General features: G+C 32.6%; 15 protein-coding genes. 8 read left to right on the top strand and 7 right to left on the bottom strand.

Going from position 1 to position 16,565, the window contains the following annotated elements; genetic code table 11:
• Positions 1-74: 74 nt before the first annotated feature.
• Positions 75-629: a TetR/AcrR family transcriptional regulator gene (locus tag AC6CHS_RS16320; protein ID WP_498237730.1), complete on the bottom strand. Its 555-nt coding sequence runs from the start codon at positions 627-629 to the stop codon at positions 75-77.
• 885 nt (positions 630-1,514) lie between these two features.
• On the opposite strand from AC6CHS_RS16320, the gene AC6CHS_RS16315 reads away from it, so the two are divergent.
• The gene (locus tag AC6CHS_RS16315; RefSeq protein ID WP_498237728.1) at positions 1,515-2,042 is read left to right on the top strand and encodes a CueP family metal-binding protein; all 528 of its coding nucleotides are present in this window, start codon (positions 1,515-1,517) and stop codon (positions 2,040-2,042) included.
• A 169-nt stretch (positions 2,043-2,211) separates the two neighbouring features.
• Positions 2,212-2,562 carry an AbrB/MazE/SpoVT family DNA-binding domain-containing protein gene (locus AC6CHS_RS16310; protein WP_498237726.1) on the top strand — a complete coding sequence of 117 codons (351 nt, stop codon included), beginning with the start codon at positions 2,212-2,214 and terminating at the stop codon, positions 2,560-2,562.
• A gap of 178 nt (positions 2,563-2,740) precedes the next feature.
• On the opposite strand, the gene AC6CHS_RS16305 is transcribed toward AC6CHS_RS16310, so the two are convergent.
• The 3 genes from AC6CHS_RS16305 to AC6CHS_RS16295 form a co-directional block, all read right to left on the bottom strand.
• A complete protein-coding gene (locus tag AC6CHS_RS16305; protein WP_498237942.1) occupies positions 2,741-4,597 on the bottom strand; it encodes a heavy metal translocating P-type ATPase in 1,857 nt (618 codons plus the stop codon).
• A 470-nt stretch (positions 4,598-5,067) separates the two neighbouring features.
• Positions 5,068-5,748 carry a response regulator transcription factor gene (locus tag AC6CHS_RS16300; RefSeq protein WP_498237724.1) on the bottom strand — a complete coding sequence of 227 codons (681 nt, stop codon included), beginning with the start codon at positions 5,746-5,748 and terminating at the stop codon, positions 5,068-5,070.
• Positions 5,741-7,129 (bottom strand): sensor histidine kinase, encoded by a 1,389-nt coding sequence (locus AC6CHS_RS16295; protein ID WP_498237722.1) that lies wholly within the window; start codon positions 7,127-7,129, stop codon positions 5,741-5,743. Before AC6CHS_RS16295 ends, AC6CHS_RS16300 begins: the two co-directional genes overlap by 8 nt.
• A gap of 836 nt (positions 7,130-7,965) precedes the next feature.
• Between AC6CHS_RS16295 and AC6CHS_RS16290 the strand changes: the two genes are divergently transcribed.
• Positions 7,966-8,574, top strand: coding sequence for a YdhK family protein (locus tag AC6CHS_RS16290; RefSeq protein WP_498237720.1), 609 nt, complete (start codon positions 7,966-7,968; stop codon positions 8,572-8,574).
• Between the two features lie 606 nt (positions 8,575-9,180).
• Here AC6CHS_RS16290 and AC6CHS_RS16285 read toward each other — a convergent pair.
• Both AC6CHS_RS16285 and AC6CHS_RS16280 read right to left on the bottom strand, forming a co-directional pair.
• Positions 9,181-9,840, bottom strand: a complete 660-nt coding sequence (locus AC6CHS_RS16285; RefSeq protein WP_498237718.1) for a hypothetical protein — start codon at positions 9,838-9,840, stop codon at positions 9,181-9,183.
• 519 nt (positions 9,841-10,359) lie between these two features.
• Positions 10,360-11,544 (bottom strand): MFS transporter, encoded by a 1,185-nt coding sequence (locus tag AC6CHS_RS16280; RefSeq protein WP_498237717.1) that lies wholly within the window; start codon positions 11,542-11,544, stop codon positions 10,360-10,362.
• Between the two features lie 93 nt (positions 11,545-11,637).
• Here AC6CHS_RS16280 and AC6CHS_RS16275 point away from each other — a divergent pair, with 93 nt between their 5' ends.
• Positions 11,638-12,546 carry a LysR family transcriptional regulator gene (locus AC6CHS_RS16275; protein ID WP_498237715.1) on the top strand — a complete coding sequence of 303 codons (909 nt, stop codon included), beginning with the start codon at positions 11,638-11,640 and terminating at the stop codon, positions 12,544-12,546.
• Positions 12,547-13,104: 558 nt separating this feature from the next.
• Here the strand turns inward: AC6CHS_RS16275 and AC6CHS_RS16270 are convergent.
• The gene (locus AC6CHS_RS16270) at positions 13,105-13,941 is read right to left on the bottom strand and encodes an HAD-IIB family hydrolase (RefSeq protein WP_498237713.1); all 837 of its coding nucleotides are present in this window, start codon (positions 13,939-13,941) and stop codon (positions 13,105-13,107) included.
• 82 nt (positions 13,942-14,023) lie between these two features.
• Here AC6CHS_RS16270 and AC6CHS_RS16265 point away from each other — a divergent pair, with 82 nt between their 5' ends.
• The 4 genes from AC6CHS_RS16265 to AC6CHS_RS16250 all read left to right on the top strand — a co-directional run bounded on the left by AC6CHS_RS16265 (position 14,024) and on the right by AC6CHS_RS16250 (position 16,237).
• Positions 14,024-15,010, top strand: a complete 987-nt coding sequence (locus tag AC6CHS_RS16265) for a LacI family DNA-binding transcriptional regulator (protein ID WP_498237711.1) — start codon at positions 14,024-14,026, stop codon at positions 15,008-15,010.
• A 99-nt stretch (positions 15,011-15,109) separates the two neighbouring features.
• Complete coding sequence (locus AC6CHS_RS16260; protein WP_498237941.1) at positions 15,110-15,520, top strand: SAR2788 family putative toxin; 411 nt, start codon at positions 15,110-15,112, stop codon at positions 15,518-15,520.
• A gap of 46 nt (positions 15,521-15,566) precedes the next feature.
• Positions 15,567-15,821: a hypothetical protein gene (locus AC6CHS_RS16255; protein WP_498237709.1), complete on the top strand. Its 255-nt coding sequence runs from the start codon at positions 15,567-15,569 to the stop codon at positions 15,819-15,821.
• Entirely contained in the window at positions 15,797-16,237 is a 441-nt protein-coding gene (locus AC6CHS_RS16250) for a DUF7878 domain-containing protein (protein WP_498237707.1), read from the top strand. The genes AC6CHS_RS16255 and AC6CHS_RS16250 overlap by 25 nt, the downstream gene beginning before the upstream one ends.
• Positions 16,238-16,565: the final 328 nt, after the last annotated feature.

Below are 16,565 nucleotides of genomic sequence, written 5' to 3'. Positions count from 1 at the left end.
AATAAATGGCCAAAAAAATAGGGATCAAAGTAATATATTATTTACAACATTTGTCTCCCACTAAATATTATAGTTTATTTATTAGAAACCCTTATACTTTTCCTTAAATTCATTGCAGCTTCTTTTACTTCCTCTAAATCCTGAATTTGGGCTATTGATGTTAACCCCTCTAATATAATAGATAACTGGACACCTAGTGATCCTGGAACATGAAATAGCTTTAAATCATTTTCTATCCTGTTTAGCAGTGTTTTTTTATGTTCTCTAGTTATAGAAGCGATTTCCTCATTTACACCTTCATACTCTTGCTTTGCCCTTAAAAACAAACAACCATTTGTGCCTTCTGCTTCTATCCAATCCAAATGAGCTTGAAGCAGGGACTCTATATAAAAATGAATATCAACACCTTTATTGGTTTTATCAGCCAATAATTCAAAGTATTGATTTTCTCTACGGGCCAATATTTCTTTAATTACTTCTTCCTTTGAGGTGAAATGATAGTACATCGTCATTGGTGCCACTCCAGCTTGTGCCAGTATAGATTTCACACCAATAGCATGAAAACCATGTTGATAGAATAATTTCTCTGCCTCATTCAATATAGCTTCTCTTTTTTTAGACTTTTTCATGTATAACCACTCCTTTTATATTGAACGATCATTATAAATTTAACATGCGACTTCTCTTTTGGCAAGAACTATAGAGAATAAAAAGCTCCCGTGTGCTGGATAGATGAAATGGTTCAGTTGAAACATATCGCCACTATGAAAATGCAATAGAGTCCTTTAAGGCAGAAAATAAAAGAGATCCTAATGCTAATGAGCTATTTTTCATCAAAGCATTTGTTAATTAAATATAAATAATAGCCACCTCATTAAGAATTGAAATGATGAGGCTTCTACGTAGTCAATAACGTTGAGCGTTTTTTAGTAAAAATGTTTTGTTAATTGTTTCAAATAAGATATAAAAATTCACCATCTCTTCTTCAACTAAACTCCTCATTAAGAAATTAAAATGCACTAATTTATTCCACTTTCTTAGATTTTCATAGCAGTTTAATTTAGAATTTAGTAATTTATGAGCGAGAGTTTAATATTTCATAAAATTTTCAATAAATCTTGACACTTTATGCACATACTTCCCTAAAAATAGAAGAGCGACATGTCATGAGGTTTTACTTTTGGGAGGCATAGGTTTAACCTTTCCAATTCTAAGTGCTTTTGCACTCAATATCGACAGGAGGTTACTTTAGACCTGGCATTCTTGGGACGAACTACTGGTCACTCGCTGCAACAAATATCAATTTTGACATGTATTAGGCTTTTCTTTTCCGTTTCTATTAATAACATTCTTTATTGGCAAATTAAAGTGAATAAGAAAACATAGTCATATATTTAGATATAATAATTTGTTTCATAAGTAATGTAAAAAACTTGCTTAATGAGTATTACCTTAACTCATACTTCAAAATATACTAAATTTAACTGATTCACTAGAAAAGGAGTAGACGATATATGAAAAAAAGTTTATTGGGAGTGACTGGTTTATTACTAATTTTAATTGTTGTAGCATGTAACGTAACCGAGAGTACATCAAGCGAAGAAGAGACACAAGATATCAAGAAAATTGTCCAAGATTACAGTGGAGGAAATTCTGAGGGTGTGGAAGCATCCATTACTTCAAACGACCTTATCGTAACGGATAGTAATAATAAAGAGACTACATATGAACTTCCTGATGATATATTTTTTGTATCCATTGCACCATTCGTTGAGACAACACATCCTTGTACTAATCATAACTTAACTGGCTGCCAAGGAGAATTAGCAGAAACAGAATTCGATGTATACATTGAAGATGAGGATGGTAATGTGCTTGTTGATGAAACCATGACATCGTTTAAAAATGGATTTATTGATTTTTGGTTGCCTAGTAACAAAACATATAATGTAAAGGTTCAATATGATGGAAAACTAGCAGAATCTGAGATTTCGACGTTTGAAGGGGAGAATACCTGTATAACAACAATGCAGTTAACATAGTGTTATTTTCTAATTGTTTTCTTTTTGTAACATAGGAAAACGAACTATTAGAATCGGGTTTAATCAAGGTTTATTTACTAGATTCTTTCTTTTTACACATTTTCAATTTCTGCATAATTTATTAACATTTTCTAGTTATTATTTTTTTAAAACGATGGGGTGTTTGAATATGTATGAAATAGGTACTTTTTCAGATAAGCTAACTGATACAGGTTTATTTTGTATCTTAAATAGAATCCAATCTATAACAATTCCAATTATTATCAGAGATACACTCTCATTAACGGCAGGGGATGAGGTTATAGTTGGTTTAACTAGCAATTCAAAAGAGCTGTTAATTCAGAAACTAATAGGCCAAACATTAGAAAACATAATGATAATTTCAAACAAGGGATCCATTCGAATTCCAGAAGAATTAATGAGAACATTATATCTAAAAAAGGGCGAAGTATTTCATATTTATATATCTATTGACGAATCAGTTATTTTACTCAAAAGTAAAAACTATAATAGAGCTTAGTTAAAACAGAATAATATTCTTAACTCTTATAATTAAGTTCTTTTGTGTTAAGACAAATAACTTAACTATTCTACAAACAGATATAAACACTACTTGTCTTACGATTAAAAACCCTAGAACTATTCCAATAGAACAAATCCTAGGGTTTATTGGTTTATATTTACTTTAAGTGTGGATTTTATGCTTTCAACAACCTTGCATTAATAGCAACAATAATTGTACTTAAACTCATCAGTACAGCACCTACTGCGGGACTTAAAACAATTCCAACTGGGGCTAGAACACCGGCAGCAAGTGGAATTGCAAATATATTATAACCAGTTGCCCACCATAAATTTTGAACCATTTTACGATATGTCTTCCTTGATAAGTCCATCAAGTCGACTACATCATTTGGATTGCTTCTAACAAGAACAACGTCTGCAGTCTCCATCGCTACATCCGTTCCCGCTCCGATTGCAATACCTAAGTCTGCTGTTGCAAGTGCAGGAGCATCATTGACTCCATCCCCTGTCATTGCAACCTTCCACCCCTTTTCTTGAATTCTTTTCACCTGATTGGCCTTATCATCTGGCAACACTTCAGCATAAACTTCATCTATACCCAATTGCTTGGCGACCCAATTTGCCACTTTTCTATTGTCACCTGTAAGCATAATTGAATGGATTCCATTCTCTTTTAGTATTGCAATTGCTTCCTTTGCTGTATCCCGAACCATGTCTGCAAGTGCAATCATGCCTATTAGCTCATCCGCAAGAAGGACAAATATAACCGTTTTCCCTTCTTCTGACATTTTATTAAATAATTTTTCGTTGTATATCAAATTATTACTGTTCACAAAACCTGGACTAACAACATTTACTTTTTTTCCATCTACTTTTCCTTGAATGCCTTTACCTGTGATGGATTCAAAGTCTGTAATCTTTCCTATATGAATCCCTTTCTCTTCTGTTGCTTTTACTATACCCGTTGCTATTGGATGCTCGGAGTTTTGCTCTATACCAGCTGCAAATTTCAAAATTTCTTCTTCACTATACCCATCAATAGGTATGATGTCTGTCACACCAAATTCTCCTTTAGTTAAGGTTCCGGTTTTATCAAATACAACTGCATTTAGTTTTCGTGCCTCTTCAAAATTTGCACGATTTCGGATTAATAGCCCTTTTTTTGCAGAAATTGCAGTAGAAACTGCAACAACAAGTGGAGCTGCTAGCCCAAGTGCATGTGGACATGTTATTACCATCACTGTTACCATGCGTTCTATTGCTATATCAAATGAATAACCAAGTAATAACCAAATAAATAGAGTAGCAAATCCAGCTATTAAAGCAAGGTAAAACAACCATTTTGCAGCACGATTTGTTAGATCTTGTGTTTTGGATTTTGATTCTTGAGCTTCTTTAACCATTGTGATAACCTGTGATAAATATGAATCTTCACCAGTTTTTTCAACTTGAATCGTTAGTGAACCTTCTTTATTAATTGATCCGCCGATTACTTCATCGCCTTTATTCTTTTCAACTGGAATAGATTCCCCTGTTAGCATGGATTCATCAACTGCTGATTTCCCATTTAAGATTCTTCCATCAACAGGAATCTTCTCACCAGGTTTTACAAGCACCCGATCATTGTTTTTCAAATCCGATAACGGGATATCTTGAATTTGATCATTCTCGTCAAATCTGTGAGCCTCGTTTGGCATTAGTTTTACAAGCTGTTCAAGTGCATTGGATGCCCCCATAACAGAACGCATTTCAATCCAATGACCTAATAACATAATGTCAACCAGTGTTGCTAATTCCCAAAATAACTGATGACCTTCCCAACCAAATACAACAAGAGTACTATAGCCATATGCAATGGTTATAGCTAACGCAATTAGCGTCATCATTCCAGGATTCTTTTCCTTTAACTCACTTACAGCCCCAGTTATAAACGGCAAGCCACCATAGAAAAATAGAATAGAGGATAAACCAAATAAAATGTACATATCACCGGTAAAACGCCAATCTACTCCAATAAAATCCTGAATCATCGGTGAAAGTGCGAGAATTGGAATAGTAATAATTAATGAAATAAAAAAGCGTTTCTTAAAATTATTTACCATACCCCCATGATCATGATGTCCATTATCTCCGTGACCACCATGATGATTATTGTGATCCCCATGACTTTCATGCCCGCCTTGGTCATGGGGCTGATTGTGCTCACTATGATTGTACTTTTGGTTTTCGGTTCTATTTTTATCCACTTGTATAACTCTCCTTGTATAATATGAATTTATTTTGTATTCTACTTTTCAATAATACACTCTATAATACTATACCCCTGTAAGGTAATTTAAATCTTTAATTAATAAAGTCCCATCCTATTTTGATAATTCTATAATCCATAGAGTAACTTTTAAAAAAAGTTTTTCAATTAAATATCAAGAAGGCGTTACAAATTAATGACAAAAAGAACAGGGTTTCTTAAGAAAGAAAACCTCTTTTTCTAATTTAGAAATCAATTGATGGGAGTGTTAATCCATTTATACCCTAGACCCCAAACGGTTATAAAATGTTCATCAATAGGAAATCCTGCCTGCCGGATTTTTTCTCTTATATTTCGTACATGGGAGTCAATCGTTCTTCCTCCTGTTTCCGATTCAAATCCCCAAATTAAGTCAATTAATTGTTCCCTTTCAAATACTTGATTTGGATTTTTCACCAAATACCCAATCATGGCAAACTCCTTTGGGGTTAACATAATTGGTTTATTTTGATAGGAAATTTCATACTTCGTTTCATTCCAAATTAACCCATTTATTTCAATTGAATCATTTGGATTTCTTCTGCGTAATAATGCTTCCATTCTGGCTAATAATTCATCTTCATTAAATGGTTTGGTTATATAATCATCTGCGCCTAATTTCAAACCCCTAACAATATCCTCTTTTTGTTCACGGGCAGTTACCATAATAATTGGAACATCAGAAATTTGCCTGATTTTTTTACATAGATCCCACCCATCCATTTTGGGCATCATTATATCAAGCAATACAATATCAAATAATCCTTCTTCTAAAAAAATCAGGGCTTCATCTGCGCCAAGAGCTTTTGTACACTCATAATTATAAGGTTGCAAATACAAAGCTAATAAGTCCAACATGCGTTTCTCATCATCTACTAATAGTGCTTTATTCATCTTTGTTGACTCTCCTTAACGTAATTATTACACTTGTACCCTTCCCTAATTCACTTCGTACTTCCAATTTTCCCTCATGTGATTCTATAATTTCCTTAACGATTGCTAATCCTAAACCTGAACCACCACTTTTTCGTGACCTCGATTTTTCAACCCTGTATAAACGATCGAATATTTTTGGTAGGTCTTCTTGTGCAATCCCTTCCCCATTATCCGAAATAATAATATGAATGTCTTGATTTGTCTCATTTACCTCTAATTTAACATTTCCACCTTCAAATGAATGATTTGCGGCATTATCTAATATATTTAGCAAAACCTGCTGAAATCTTTCCGAATCGACGTATGCTACTATATTCTTCGGACAGTATACTGAAAATGTTATATTTTTTTCTGCCAAGGCGGGTTTTATACGATTTGCAAGTGTATTAATTAACTCTTCTAATAAAACCTTTTCAGGGTAAATAACAAAATTGTTCTTGTCAACCTTGGCTAATTCAAACAAATTCTTTATAAGACTATTCAGTTGTTCTGTTTCTTCACGAATAATACTTATATACTCTCTTCTGTCTTCCACATTAATATCAGAGCGACTAATTATATCCGCATAACCTTTAATATAGGTCAATGGCGTCCTAAGTTCGTGAGATACACTTGCTAAAAATTCATTTCTATCATTTCTTAAACGGTCCAAGTCTTGAGATAATGTTCTGATAGAATTTGATAACTCTCCAAGTTCGTCTTTTCTTTCTAAATTTAATTCAACTTTTTTATTCCCATTATTCAATTGTTCCGTCGCTTCTTTTATTTTAATCAATGGAAGAGTGATGAATCTAGACAGAATAAAAATCGTGACAATAGTCAGAAATACAGTTATTATGCCGCCAACCAGAAATTGATCACTTAAATGATCGACAACTTTTTTCACACCATTTGTATGTGCAAACATAAAGACGTGTCCTTGATGCTCACCCTCAATAGTAATTGGGCTATCTGCTACTATATATTCTTTCTCTTTCCATTGTTCTTCAACGATTTTGCCCTCTGTTGGAATATTTTCATAATCATTATGCTCAATTATTTCTCTCATTTCTTGATTGACTGGATCAGAGTTTATAATGATACTCCCTGTTGGGTCAGTTATAATAACAGCGAAATCGGAAGCAGACTCCATGAGCCCTACATGCTCTAATGTTGGACTGTTGAAGTCATCTTCTAAGACAGCACTATGAGTATTACCACGTGCTAATAAGCTATCCATTATTTCTTCGATTCGGTCATCAACTAAATTAGTGTACAATATAAAAAATAAAATAGACTCAATGATTAAAATAAACACGAAAAACAAGAAACCTATTTTTAAAGATATTTTATTAAACATAATTGACCTCGCTACAACCAATAAGTTATTGTATCCAAAATACCAAGAAGGAGGAAACCCGCCTGTAATTTTTTGAGTAATATCACTTATTATTTTGCTTTTCTATAAGATTATTCCACTTGCACCAAAATACCAAGTCCGAAATATTATCAACAAAATGGAAGGGATGTCCCAATTTCAAATCAGAATGTAATATAACAATATATGATGTAATCATAACGACGGCATTATGTCGTGGATACCTGTACAAACATCGTTGGACAAAATGCCAGGGAAAAACTTACCCTCATAAAAAAATGCCTAACTCTCTTTGAAACTAATCTATCATATTGCTAGATAGGCTTATCCCTTATAGGATAAATATTCTTATTTTATTTTAATATTTGCTCAAACCCTAATTTTGGTAAGTGAAGTTTATAATAGAATACAATAAAAGTATCCATTTTTTATGCAAATTAATTTTTTAGTTAAAATTGAATTTCAGTCGTTCACACTCTATTTCGCCTTGCTATTCTTTACTTTAAAATTCCTAATGATTCTTTTTTCGACCTCCATTAACATAGCTTAAGATGAGATAAATACCCACTAACTAATAATCCCATCCAAGAAATCTATCATAATTAACATTGGTCAAATTGATTTATATCCATGAAGAAAATGCAATATTTCCAACTTCTATTTAAAAAGTTTTTTCAAATAAAAAGTTAAATTTTGCATTAGTTACTACCTTTATTCTATGAAAAATGAATTTTTATGAAGTTGTAATTAAGTCTGCATATTTTTTGCACATTTTATAGGTAAAGTTTTAAGCACAGCATTGTGAAAGGAGTCTTTATATGACAATTAAAAAGTTAATGATAGGATTCATTTCTTTAGTCTCGATTTTTATTTTAGCTGCATGTACTGGTGATAATAAGGAAACAAGTCGAGATGAAAGTACAGACACAGAAGCGGAATCCAGCACAAATGAAAAAGATATGGAAACTGAATCTAATCCACACGGAGATATGGATCACTCAAGCTCAGGTAAAGTCCCGGAAGGATTAGCAAATGCTGAAGATCCAACATATCCAGTAGGTAGCAAAGCAGTGATTCAGGCCAATCATATGGGTGGCATGGATGGAGCTATAGCAACTATTCATGGTGCTTATGACACGACTGTTTATACTGTTACCTATACGCCAACTTCTGGAGAAGAAAAGGTAGAAGACCATAAGTGGGTTATCCATGAAGAAATCGAGAATACAAAAGAACAACCAAATGAACAAGGAGATGAAGTTGTTCTTGAGGCAGATCATATGGAAGGCATGGAAGGAGCTACTGCTACCATTGATTCTGCAAAAGGTACTACTGTCTACATGGTAAGCTATACAGATACGGAAACCGGAGAAGAAGTGGAAAATCATAAATGGGTAACGGAGAATGAATTAACTCCCTTTGAATAAAAAAATTTTCTCCTTAATAAAGGGCTGACCTGTTAAATCAGAACAGTCCTTTTTATTTTCCTCTATATAAGACTCTTGTTCTTCGTCTATTATATGTACCTACTAAAAATCACTCCCCAAAGAATTTCATTTTTCCCTTCTGCTATATAATTCTACCCGAACACCTGATTTCGCCTCCTCTTCCAACCCGCAGTTAAAATAGAGTTTTACTGCGGAACTCCTACATTTTAACTTTTAATTTTAATAAAAATCATTTTCACCTTTTTTCAAGATTTAAATAGAGTGTTGGGAATAATGGAAGGAAGAGAAAATTGAGAGGCCAAGGAATTGGACGAAAAAGACCCCGAATTCGCAAATGTTTATTTTTACGAAATCAGAGTCGAAATAGCAAATGTTTATTCTTATTGTCAGGTGTTTATTTTAGTTAGACATAGTTGAAGAAAGAGTTAAGGAGAAAAGAATTAAAAAAGGGGATTCACCACTTTATTCACTCATACCTTGTAGTATCTTCTCTTTCAATTAGTTCTAATATAATCCGTATGCTACTCTACCACCGGTATTTGGTCTTTTAATTTGAAAAACGGTATTTCCCCAGTACCTGTTTATTCATATTATTTTATCTCTTGTTTCCATACTATGTTCTTGCACCGACTTCTCAATAAACAATTCCTGAATAATTTCGGAGATTTGTAAAACCTTTTTTGGTCTGGTATTTAAAAATAAGTTGCTAAACCCGTTAACTACTGGGTTTACTGAAACAAGAACCACCGTAATAATAATTAGGAGTTCTATTAGAGACGTAACATGGCTCAAACCCTCTTTGGCAATTAAACCTAATGTAGTAACAATAGCTGTTAATATCATGGCTAGATATGGAGTTAGATTGTAAGTAAGGGTTTCCCTATCTCCTTTATTTTTTAGTAACAATGAGATTTCTTTATACTGTATAGATTTATTGAAACCTAGTTCATCTTTTAAATATTTTGATATATATTCTTTATGCTCTGACCTCTTTTTCTCTACGCTTCTTAAAAGTATTTTATCTACTTTCTTATTCGTCTTAAATAATGCTAATACTAAGATCACTACCAGTAATAGCATCCATAACTCTTGGTTAACTGATAACAAATAAGAAGCAACAATTAGGAGTATTATAGTTCCAAAGAATGTAAATGTCATCTTTTTCCCTATCACTTGATACCCCTTTTTGGTTCTTTTATCATAAAAAACAAAGAAGTCATTAATAAATTTATCTAATATTTTCATCACCTACTTAAAAACACTTTATCAAAATAACCCATAATTCTTCTTCATTAGGTAAAATTCAAATAAAATACTTTAAAAAATTTTATGTTCATGATTTCAGGAAATTATATATTAGTCCTTCATCTCTATTATTTCCTTCGATTGACACAGTCGGAAGCACCCTTACCCATGTCCTTGTTATGTTTGTCCATTCTTAGAGGAGCTTTATCCCTAATCACCTTCTTGATTTTAGGGGCCAATAAATCTTCTAACTTATTTCTGATTTGCTATTCAATAAATTGTTCTATTTCTTCCAGGATTAAATCTATTGGTTCTATTCCTTTTAGTTTTCAGTAAGCTCAAAGCCCTAACCTTCACTCTTGGTTCTTTCGAATTTGATGGAACAACATAAACAGCAGGAAATCTCCTTAATTTTTCCCTGATCACAATACCTCGTTGATTGTTAATTATAGCGATATCATCCGGCTTCTTTACATGAAGAAAATTATTTTCAATACCCGAGAAAAGTGCCAAAACACGCTATTTAGTATTCCTTGGATTTAATTTATTTAAATTAAATGAATAATTTATAAAAATGAAAGCTAGAATTACAAATAATCCGCCAACCCAACTTAAATTTATAATATCTGTATATTGTATAAGGATCCCCCCTAAAGCTGAACCAAACATCATCCCAATATTCATTAAAGCAGTATTAAAACTTAGTATGGTTTCAGATGATTGTGGTTTTAGTGAAATCAAATAAAATTGCTTTGCAGGTGTTGTTGTCCAAGTCGCTCCACCCCATACTGCCAACGTTATAAACACTCCTATTATGGAATGTTGTGTAACTGTTAATACAAACAAAGAAATTGCATGAACTAACAAACTAATGGATATCGTTCGATTTGGTCCCCACTTGTCAACAGCATATCCGCCAAAACGTGATCCTAGAAAAGCAAAAGTGCCTAAAACTAATAATGCAATGCTAGTCATTTCTATAGAAAAGTTTGCACTGTTACTTAATAACGGAGAAATATAAGCAAATACCATCGTATACCCTAATATCCAAAAGATAGTAGTTGTTAACCCAGTGATTACTCGTTTATCCTTGATAACTTTAATTTGTTGTTTAAATGGCACGGGCCTACTTCCCTTTATACTAGGTAATAATTTGTAAAGTAATAATAATAGGAGAACTGTAAAGACAGCAATGATCAGAAAAATATAATGCCAGTCCAAATAAGCAGCTAAAAATGTCCCTATAGGCACACCAAGTACTAATGATACAGTAAAACCAGTGATAACTGTTGCTATGGCACTACCCTTTTTTTCTATTGTAGCAATTTGGGCGGCATAGTTTGTCGCAACGACTATGTATAGTCCACCGCTCATTGCCATAATGACCCTAGAAAGGATTAATAAGAAATAATTATAACTAAAGAATGCGACTACATTACCTATTATAAAAGTGATAATAGAATATAATAACACCTTTTTCCGCTCAAATTTTGCCGTTAACATAACAAGACCCAACGCCCCAATCGCATAAGATAACGAGTATACGGTTATTAATTGTCCTGCTGTTGAGATAGATATATCTAAATCAGAAGATATAATTCCTAATATACCCGAAACAACAAACTCTGCTGTTCCTGTTACAAAGGCTCCTAAAGATAATAGAATAATAATTACTTCATTAATATTTTTTTGCAAAATGTACATCTCCTTTAGTATTTAACAAGTTGATTTCATTTTAAGGGTCATGCTACCATTAGTAAAATTGATAATTTTGATGAAGGAGATGAGTTATAACTCATGAGTATTGTTCGATTTGAGGTTTTTTCTAAAGTAATAGAGTTAGGGAGTTTTACCAAAGCTGCTAAAAGATTAAATATGACACAATCAGCAGTAAGCCATGCTATTTCTAGTTTAGAAACGGAATGGGGAATTTCATTATTAATTCGTGACCGTAAAAAAGGGATATCACTTACTGAAATAGGACAAAAAACTATCCCGCATATAAGAGAAGTATTGAATAGATTGGAAACTATTAACCAAGAGATTTCGTTATCAACAAACATAGAGACAGGAACAATTCGTATAGGTACCTTTGCCAGTGCCTCTTCCTGTTTATTACCAAAATTGCTTGTGAAATTCCAAAAAAAACACCCTAATATTGAATTTACATTTTATGAAGGTACATATGAAGAGATAACAGAATGGTTGCTATCTGGAATTATTGACATTGGGTTTGTTGTAGAAGTCGAATCAAATACTGAATTTGATACAGTTCCTCTCATAAAGGATAAAATGGTTGTAGCCTTTCATGCCGAGCACAAATTCCTTCATAAAGATACAATAGATATGCACGATATCGAGAAAGAACCTTTCATCATGCCAACAGGAATGTACCAATCACATGTAGAGGAGTTATTTAAACAAGCACAAATTAAACCGTTTATCCGTTTTGAAGTACATGATTGCAATACCATTGCTAATATGGTACAAGAAGGACTTGGTATCACAATCGGACCGGAATTGTTTTTAAAAACTCAGCAAAATATCAAAGTTGGAAATCTAAATTTATTAAATTACCGTGAAGTTTCATTAGCTTGCTCTTCAATCTCTGAAGCATCTCCAGCTGTTAAAGAATTTTTAAAGGTTGCTAAAAGTGTCTTCATCGACTCCAATAATTCAAGCAACGAGGAATTTTCATTCAAATAATTGTTGCAACAAATTGAAGTTGTGTTGTTAAGTTCTTTTTTATAATTGACGTAAGAGTAATGATAAAAGTTTGGGGCTATAGCAATTTCGGGATGGCATTACAGTTAGAAAACTACTAATAGGAAATGGATAGCTCATGAAGACACTAAGGGATTGAGGGAATATTGAACGAAGCAACTATCCATCCATAAAACGAGCGTATAGTTGCTTCCTATAAGGACGAAGCCCCTTAAAGAGGTTTCGGCGTTGTTCATCAACCGTTTATATTCATATTTATTTTTTATGGATCGACATATCCATGTTGTCTCATAGTCAATCTTCAGATTCCTGTTCACAAGAATGTTTTGCCACATTTTTTTGATTGGGCGATAACATTTGTTAAGGTGCGATGTTAAACAATATTCTATAACCTATTTTCTTTTATCCTCTACTAGTAACAAAAGTAACCGCTCATTTTTTGACCCAGATAAATCATTAAAAGGGGAATTTTACTTTTATCGGGTATGGATTCTCTTTTTTAAAATAATGGGTTTCCTTTGGTCGATTGCCCATTATCCTTTAGAAGAGTTTTTTAAGAACTTCTAGTATCCCACTAGAATATTGAGATGTTGTTACTTTATTATGTAATCTCTTGGCCTCTTCGGTGGCGTTTCCTAATAAATAGCCGTGTTTTACTGTCTTTAACATCCCTACATCATTACCACTATCACCAAAAGCAATTGTGTTAGCTAAAGGGACTTGATAATAGTTCATCATAAACCTTACTATTTCTTTTTTTCCGGTATTAAGAGGAATAAAGTCAACATCAAATGCACCTTCAGGGTCTCCTGCTTTTGGATTGCATCGGTTTATATTTATTCCTATACCGTTTATTTTGGCTAAATGTCTAATTATCTTTAAATCATATTGGCTTTGCGGCTTGGAATTTTCAAAATAGTAGTAGTTAAACTTATAACGTTTTTGTCCAAACTGAGTTTGCTCTACAAGTTTTATTTTATATACATTATACAATTCACTAATAAGTTCTTTTACTTTGTAGTTTGAGAAATTAGCTTTCCTCAATCTCTTTTTCCATTTCTCATTAATTATCAATTCTCCATTTTCTCTTACATTATATACTTCAGTACCTAAGTTACTTGCTATAAAATGAGGACCATAAGTAATATTTGCCCGCTCCATTTTATGAACAATGTTGTTTAGGTCACTTCCAGTTACCCAACCGATTTTGACACATCTTTTCTGAACGAGATTATTAAGGTACTCCTCCATTTCACATAATTTATCCAATAATTCCTTTGTACAATCGTGAGGGAAATAAGTTTCATCAAAATCAAAAAAGATTAGATAGTTTACATCACCAGAAGTTGAAAAAGATTTATTTATTTTATAATTCACTATTAATCACCCCATTGTTTTACTTTGTTATAATATAATTCCTGGGATTGGTCCCATGTCAATACTTTTTTAGAGGTGCAAAATGGTAACTATATATGATATTGCTCGACTAAGTGGTGTGTCTAAATCAACAGTTTCTCGGGTTATTTCAAATCAGTCTTATGTATCAGCTGAAACAAAAAGCAAAGTAATAAAAGTTATGCAAGAACATAATTATGTTCCAAATTCTCTTGCTAAACAATTTCGTCAAAGGAAAACAAAGTGTATCGCTATTCTTATCCCTGATCTACAGCATCCTTATTTTAGTGAATTGGTTAGATACATATCTGCTGAATCTTATAAAAGTGGATTTAAAACTGTCGTTCATCAAACCTTTTCAGACAAAAATGTAGAGCGAGAGGTATACACTCAGCTTCAGAGAAAAGAATTTGATGCCCTTATTCTAACTTCCTCTGCATTGTCAGAGGAGGAAATCGCTGAATGTACAGGAGATAATTTAGTTGTTGCTTGTAATGAGAATTATGATGGAGACTATTTTGATGTCTTTTGTTTAAATGAAGAAGAGGTAACGATGGAAGCAACATCGCACCTCCTAAGTAAAGGATTTACGAAATTAGGCTTTTGTTCAGACAACATTTCTTCTCCTTTACAACAAGCAAGATTAAAGGGATTTATTTTAGCTCACAATAAAAAAGGATTAAATTATAATATAGACTTTCTCTTTAACGAGATATCAACTATAGAAGATGGAATCATATTAGGTGAGAAGCTCTTTAAGGATAATTTAGAACTAGATGGTATTCTTGCTGGAAGTGACTTCGTTGCCGCTGGATTAATAAGATCGGCTGTTAGAAATAACATTCAAATACCACAACAGTTATCAATAGTTGGTTTTGATAATCATCCAATCTCATTAGTTACTAATCCACAAATTTCTACCATTTGTAATCGTCTTCATGATATGTCTAATGACTTAGTGAATCACTTAGTAAATAAGGTTAATGGAGTAAAACAAACTCCTATTAAAAAGGTATATACCGGAGAATTTATTACTAGAAATTCTAGTTAGTGTTATCAGCAAGAATGCTAATGCTCAGGTGAACTATAATAATTACATATTTAGTAATGAAACTGAAAAGATTGGGCAAGAAGTGGATCCCCACTATGAATTGAAAACCAGCGTTTTAATGAAGGTACTGCTGTAAAAGTAGAAAATACTATTCAAAAAAATGGAGAAATTATAAATTACACACTAGACAACAATAATGTATCTATAGAAAATAATCTGGAATTAAATTTAGAAGACGAGGAACTTGTTTTTGACGTGGAAATAGACAACGAGATTAATGGAAAAAAAGAAAAGAAATCAGTTGATGTTATTATCACAGAAATAAATGGTGAAGACTTTAAAGCTGCTTTTGTTGACCAAAATAATGGTACTTCGTATCACTATGACTCAACCGAAATGCGTGCTTCAGTAGCCCCACTTGTGGCAGTATTAATAAGTTTTGCAGGTAAACTTGGTATAAAAAAACTAGTAAAAAAATACGGAAAAAAACTTATCTTTAAAAACATTTAAGGGATATGTAACAAAACAAGCTGTTAAAAAAATTGGTAGTTTTACAGTGAAATCCAAACATTTGACCTCTACTGGTGGAAGATGGGCAAAATTTAATACGAGTAGTCAAAGTACTGTTAAAAGATGGATGGAAGAGGCATTAAACTCCAAAGACTTCTCTTTTACCCTGAATGATAATGACATATTATCTTTTGTTGTAACTAAAAATCTTGGAAAGAAAATTGGAACAAAAGGGCAAACAAAAATTAAGATAGTAATAGGGGCGAACGGAGAAATATGGACAACACATCCAGTCAAATAAATATAAGTTTTAAATTAACTAGTGATATTTTTAATATCGACTATAAGAAAAAGAAAGATTATTCTAATGTCTACAACATTCAAGGGATGTTGAATATAAGGATAAATAATGAATTATTTTTCTCAGAAGAAATAGCTCTACTTGAATTTTATATTCAGGTGAAGAAATGGTTTAGAAATAAATTAGATGGAAGTTTTTATTATAATACTATTGAGGTCGAAGATGAAGATAATCCTTTAATAAAGTTTGTTGCTTCTGATAACAAGTATTTTATTTCCTCGCCATGGGGGCAAAGTCAAATAATTGCGACAGCGAAAACTGACTCTCTTATAGAGTCGATTAAATTATTTACAGAGAGTTTCGAAGGGGAATTATACAGCAAATACAAATTAAATCCTAAACGGTATATAAAATGAAAGGAATTACAGGCCTCTGATATTTCGAGGCCTTTTTTGTCTTATATACAAAATTATTACCAGAGGCTTGGCCTTCAGCAACTACCTAAAAACTTATAATGCTTACACGAAGTGTTTATTTTAGTTGGACACTTTCTGTACAACCATAATAAACATCCCCGAAAACTCCCCCTTCCAACCCGCATTCCACCGTTCAAGTTAAAATAAAGTTTTGCTACGAATCATCTATTTTGGACGTTTTTTGGTTCAAAAATGGACGTTTTTGGCCTCTTTTTCACCTGTTTTTCCACCATTTTTTCCGTATTTGGAATAAAGTTTTGCGATAACA

Source organism: Oceanobacillus sp. GQ8, from assembly GCF_059758495.1.
This window is presented reverse-complemented; position numbering and strand designations above follow the sequence as displayed.

What these genes read in the sequence shown, in the direction of transcription:
- AC6CHS_RS16280 (WP_498237717.1), bottom strand. Translation starts at nt 11,544, where the DNA reads ATGTACATTTTGCAAAAAAATATTAATGAAGTAATTATTATTCTATTA.
- AC6CHS_RS16285 (WP_498237718.1), bottom strand. Translation starts at nt 9,840, where the DNA reads ATGAAAATATTAGATAAATTTATTAATGACTTCTTTGTTTTTTATGAT.
- AC6CHS_RS16265 (WP_498237711.1), top strand. Translation starts at nt 14,024, where the DNA reads ATGGTAACTATATATGATATTGCTCGACTAAGTGGTGTGTCTAAATCA.
- AC6CHS_RS16250 (WP_498237707.1), top strand. Translation starts at nt 15,797, where the DNA reads ATGGACAACACATCCAGTCAAATAAATATAAGTTTTAAATTAACTAGT.
- AC6CHS_RS16295 (WP_498237722.1), bottom strand. Translation starts at nt 7,129, where the DNA reads ATGTTTAATAAAATATCTTTAAAAATAGGTTTCTTGTTTTTCGTGTTT.
- AC6CHS_RS16275 (WP_498237715.1), top strand. Translation starts at nt 11,638, where the DNA reads ATGAGTATTGTTCGATTTGAGGTTTTTTCTAAAGTAATAGAGTTAGGG.
- AC6CHS_RS16300 (WP_498237724.1), bottom strand. Translation starts at nt 5,748, where the DNA reads ATGAATAAAGCACTATTAGTAGATGATGAGAAACGCATGTTGGACTTA.
- AC6CHS_RS16290 (WP_498237720.1), top strand. Translation starts at nt 7,966, where the DNA reads ATGACAATTAAAAAGTTAATGATAGGATTCATTTCTTTAGTCTCGATT.
- AC6CHS_RS16310 (WP_498237726.1), top strand. Translation starts at nt 2,212, where the DNA reads ATGTATGAAATAGGTACTTTTTCAGATAAGCTAACTGATACAGGTTTA.
- AC6CHS_RS16320 (WP_498237730.1), bottom strand. Translation starts at nt 629, where the DNA reads ATGAAAAAGTCTAAAAAAAGAGAAGCTATATTGAATGAGGCAGAGAAA.
- AC6CHS_RS16305 (WP_498237942.1), bottom strand. Translation starts at nt 4,597, where the DNA reads ATGATTCAGGATTTTATTGGAGTAGATTGGCGTTTTACCGGTGATATG.
- AC6CHS_RS16315 (WP_498237728.1), top strand. Translation starts at nt 1,515, where the DNA reads ATGAAAAAAAGTTTATTGGGAGTGACTGGTTTATTACTAATTTTAATT.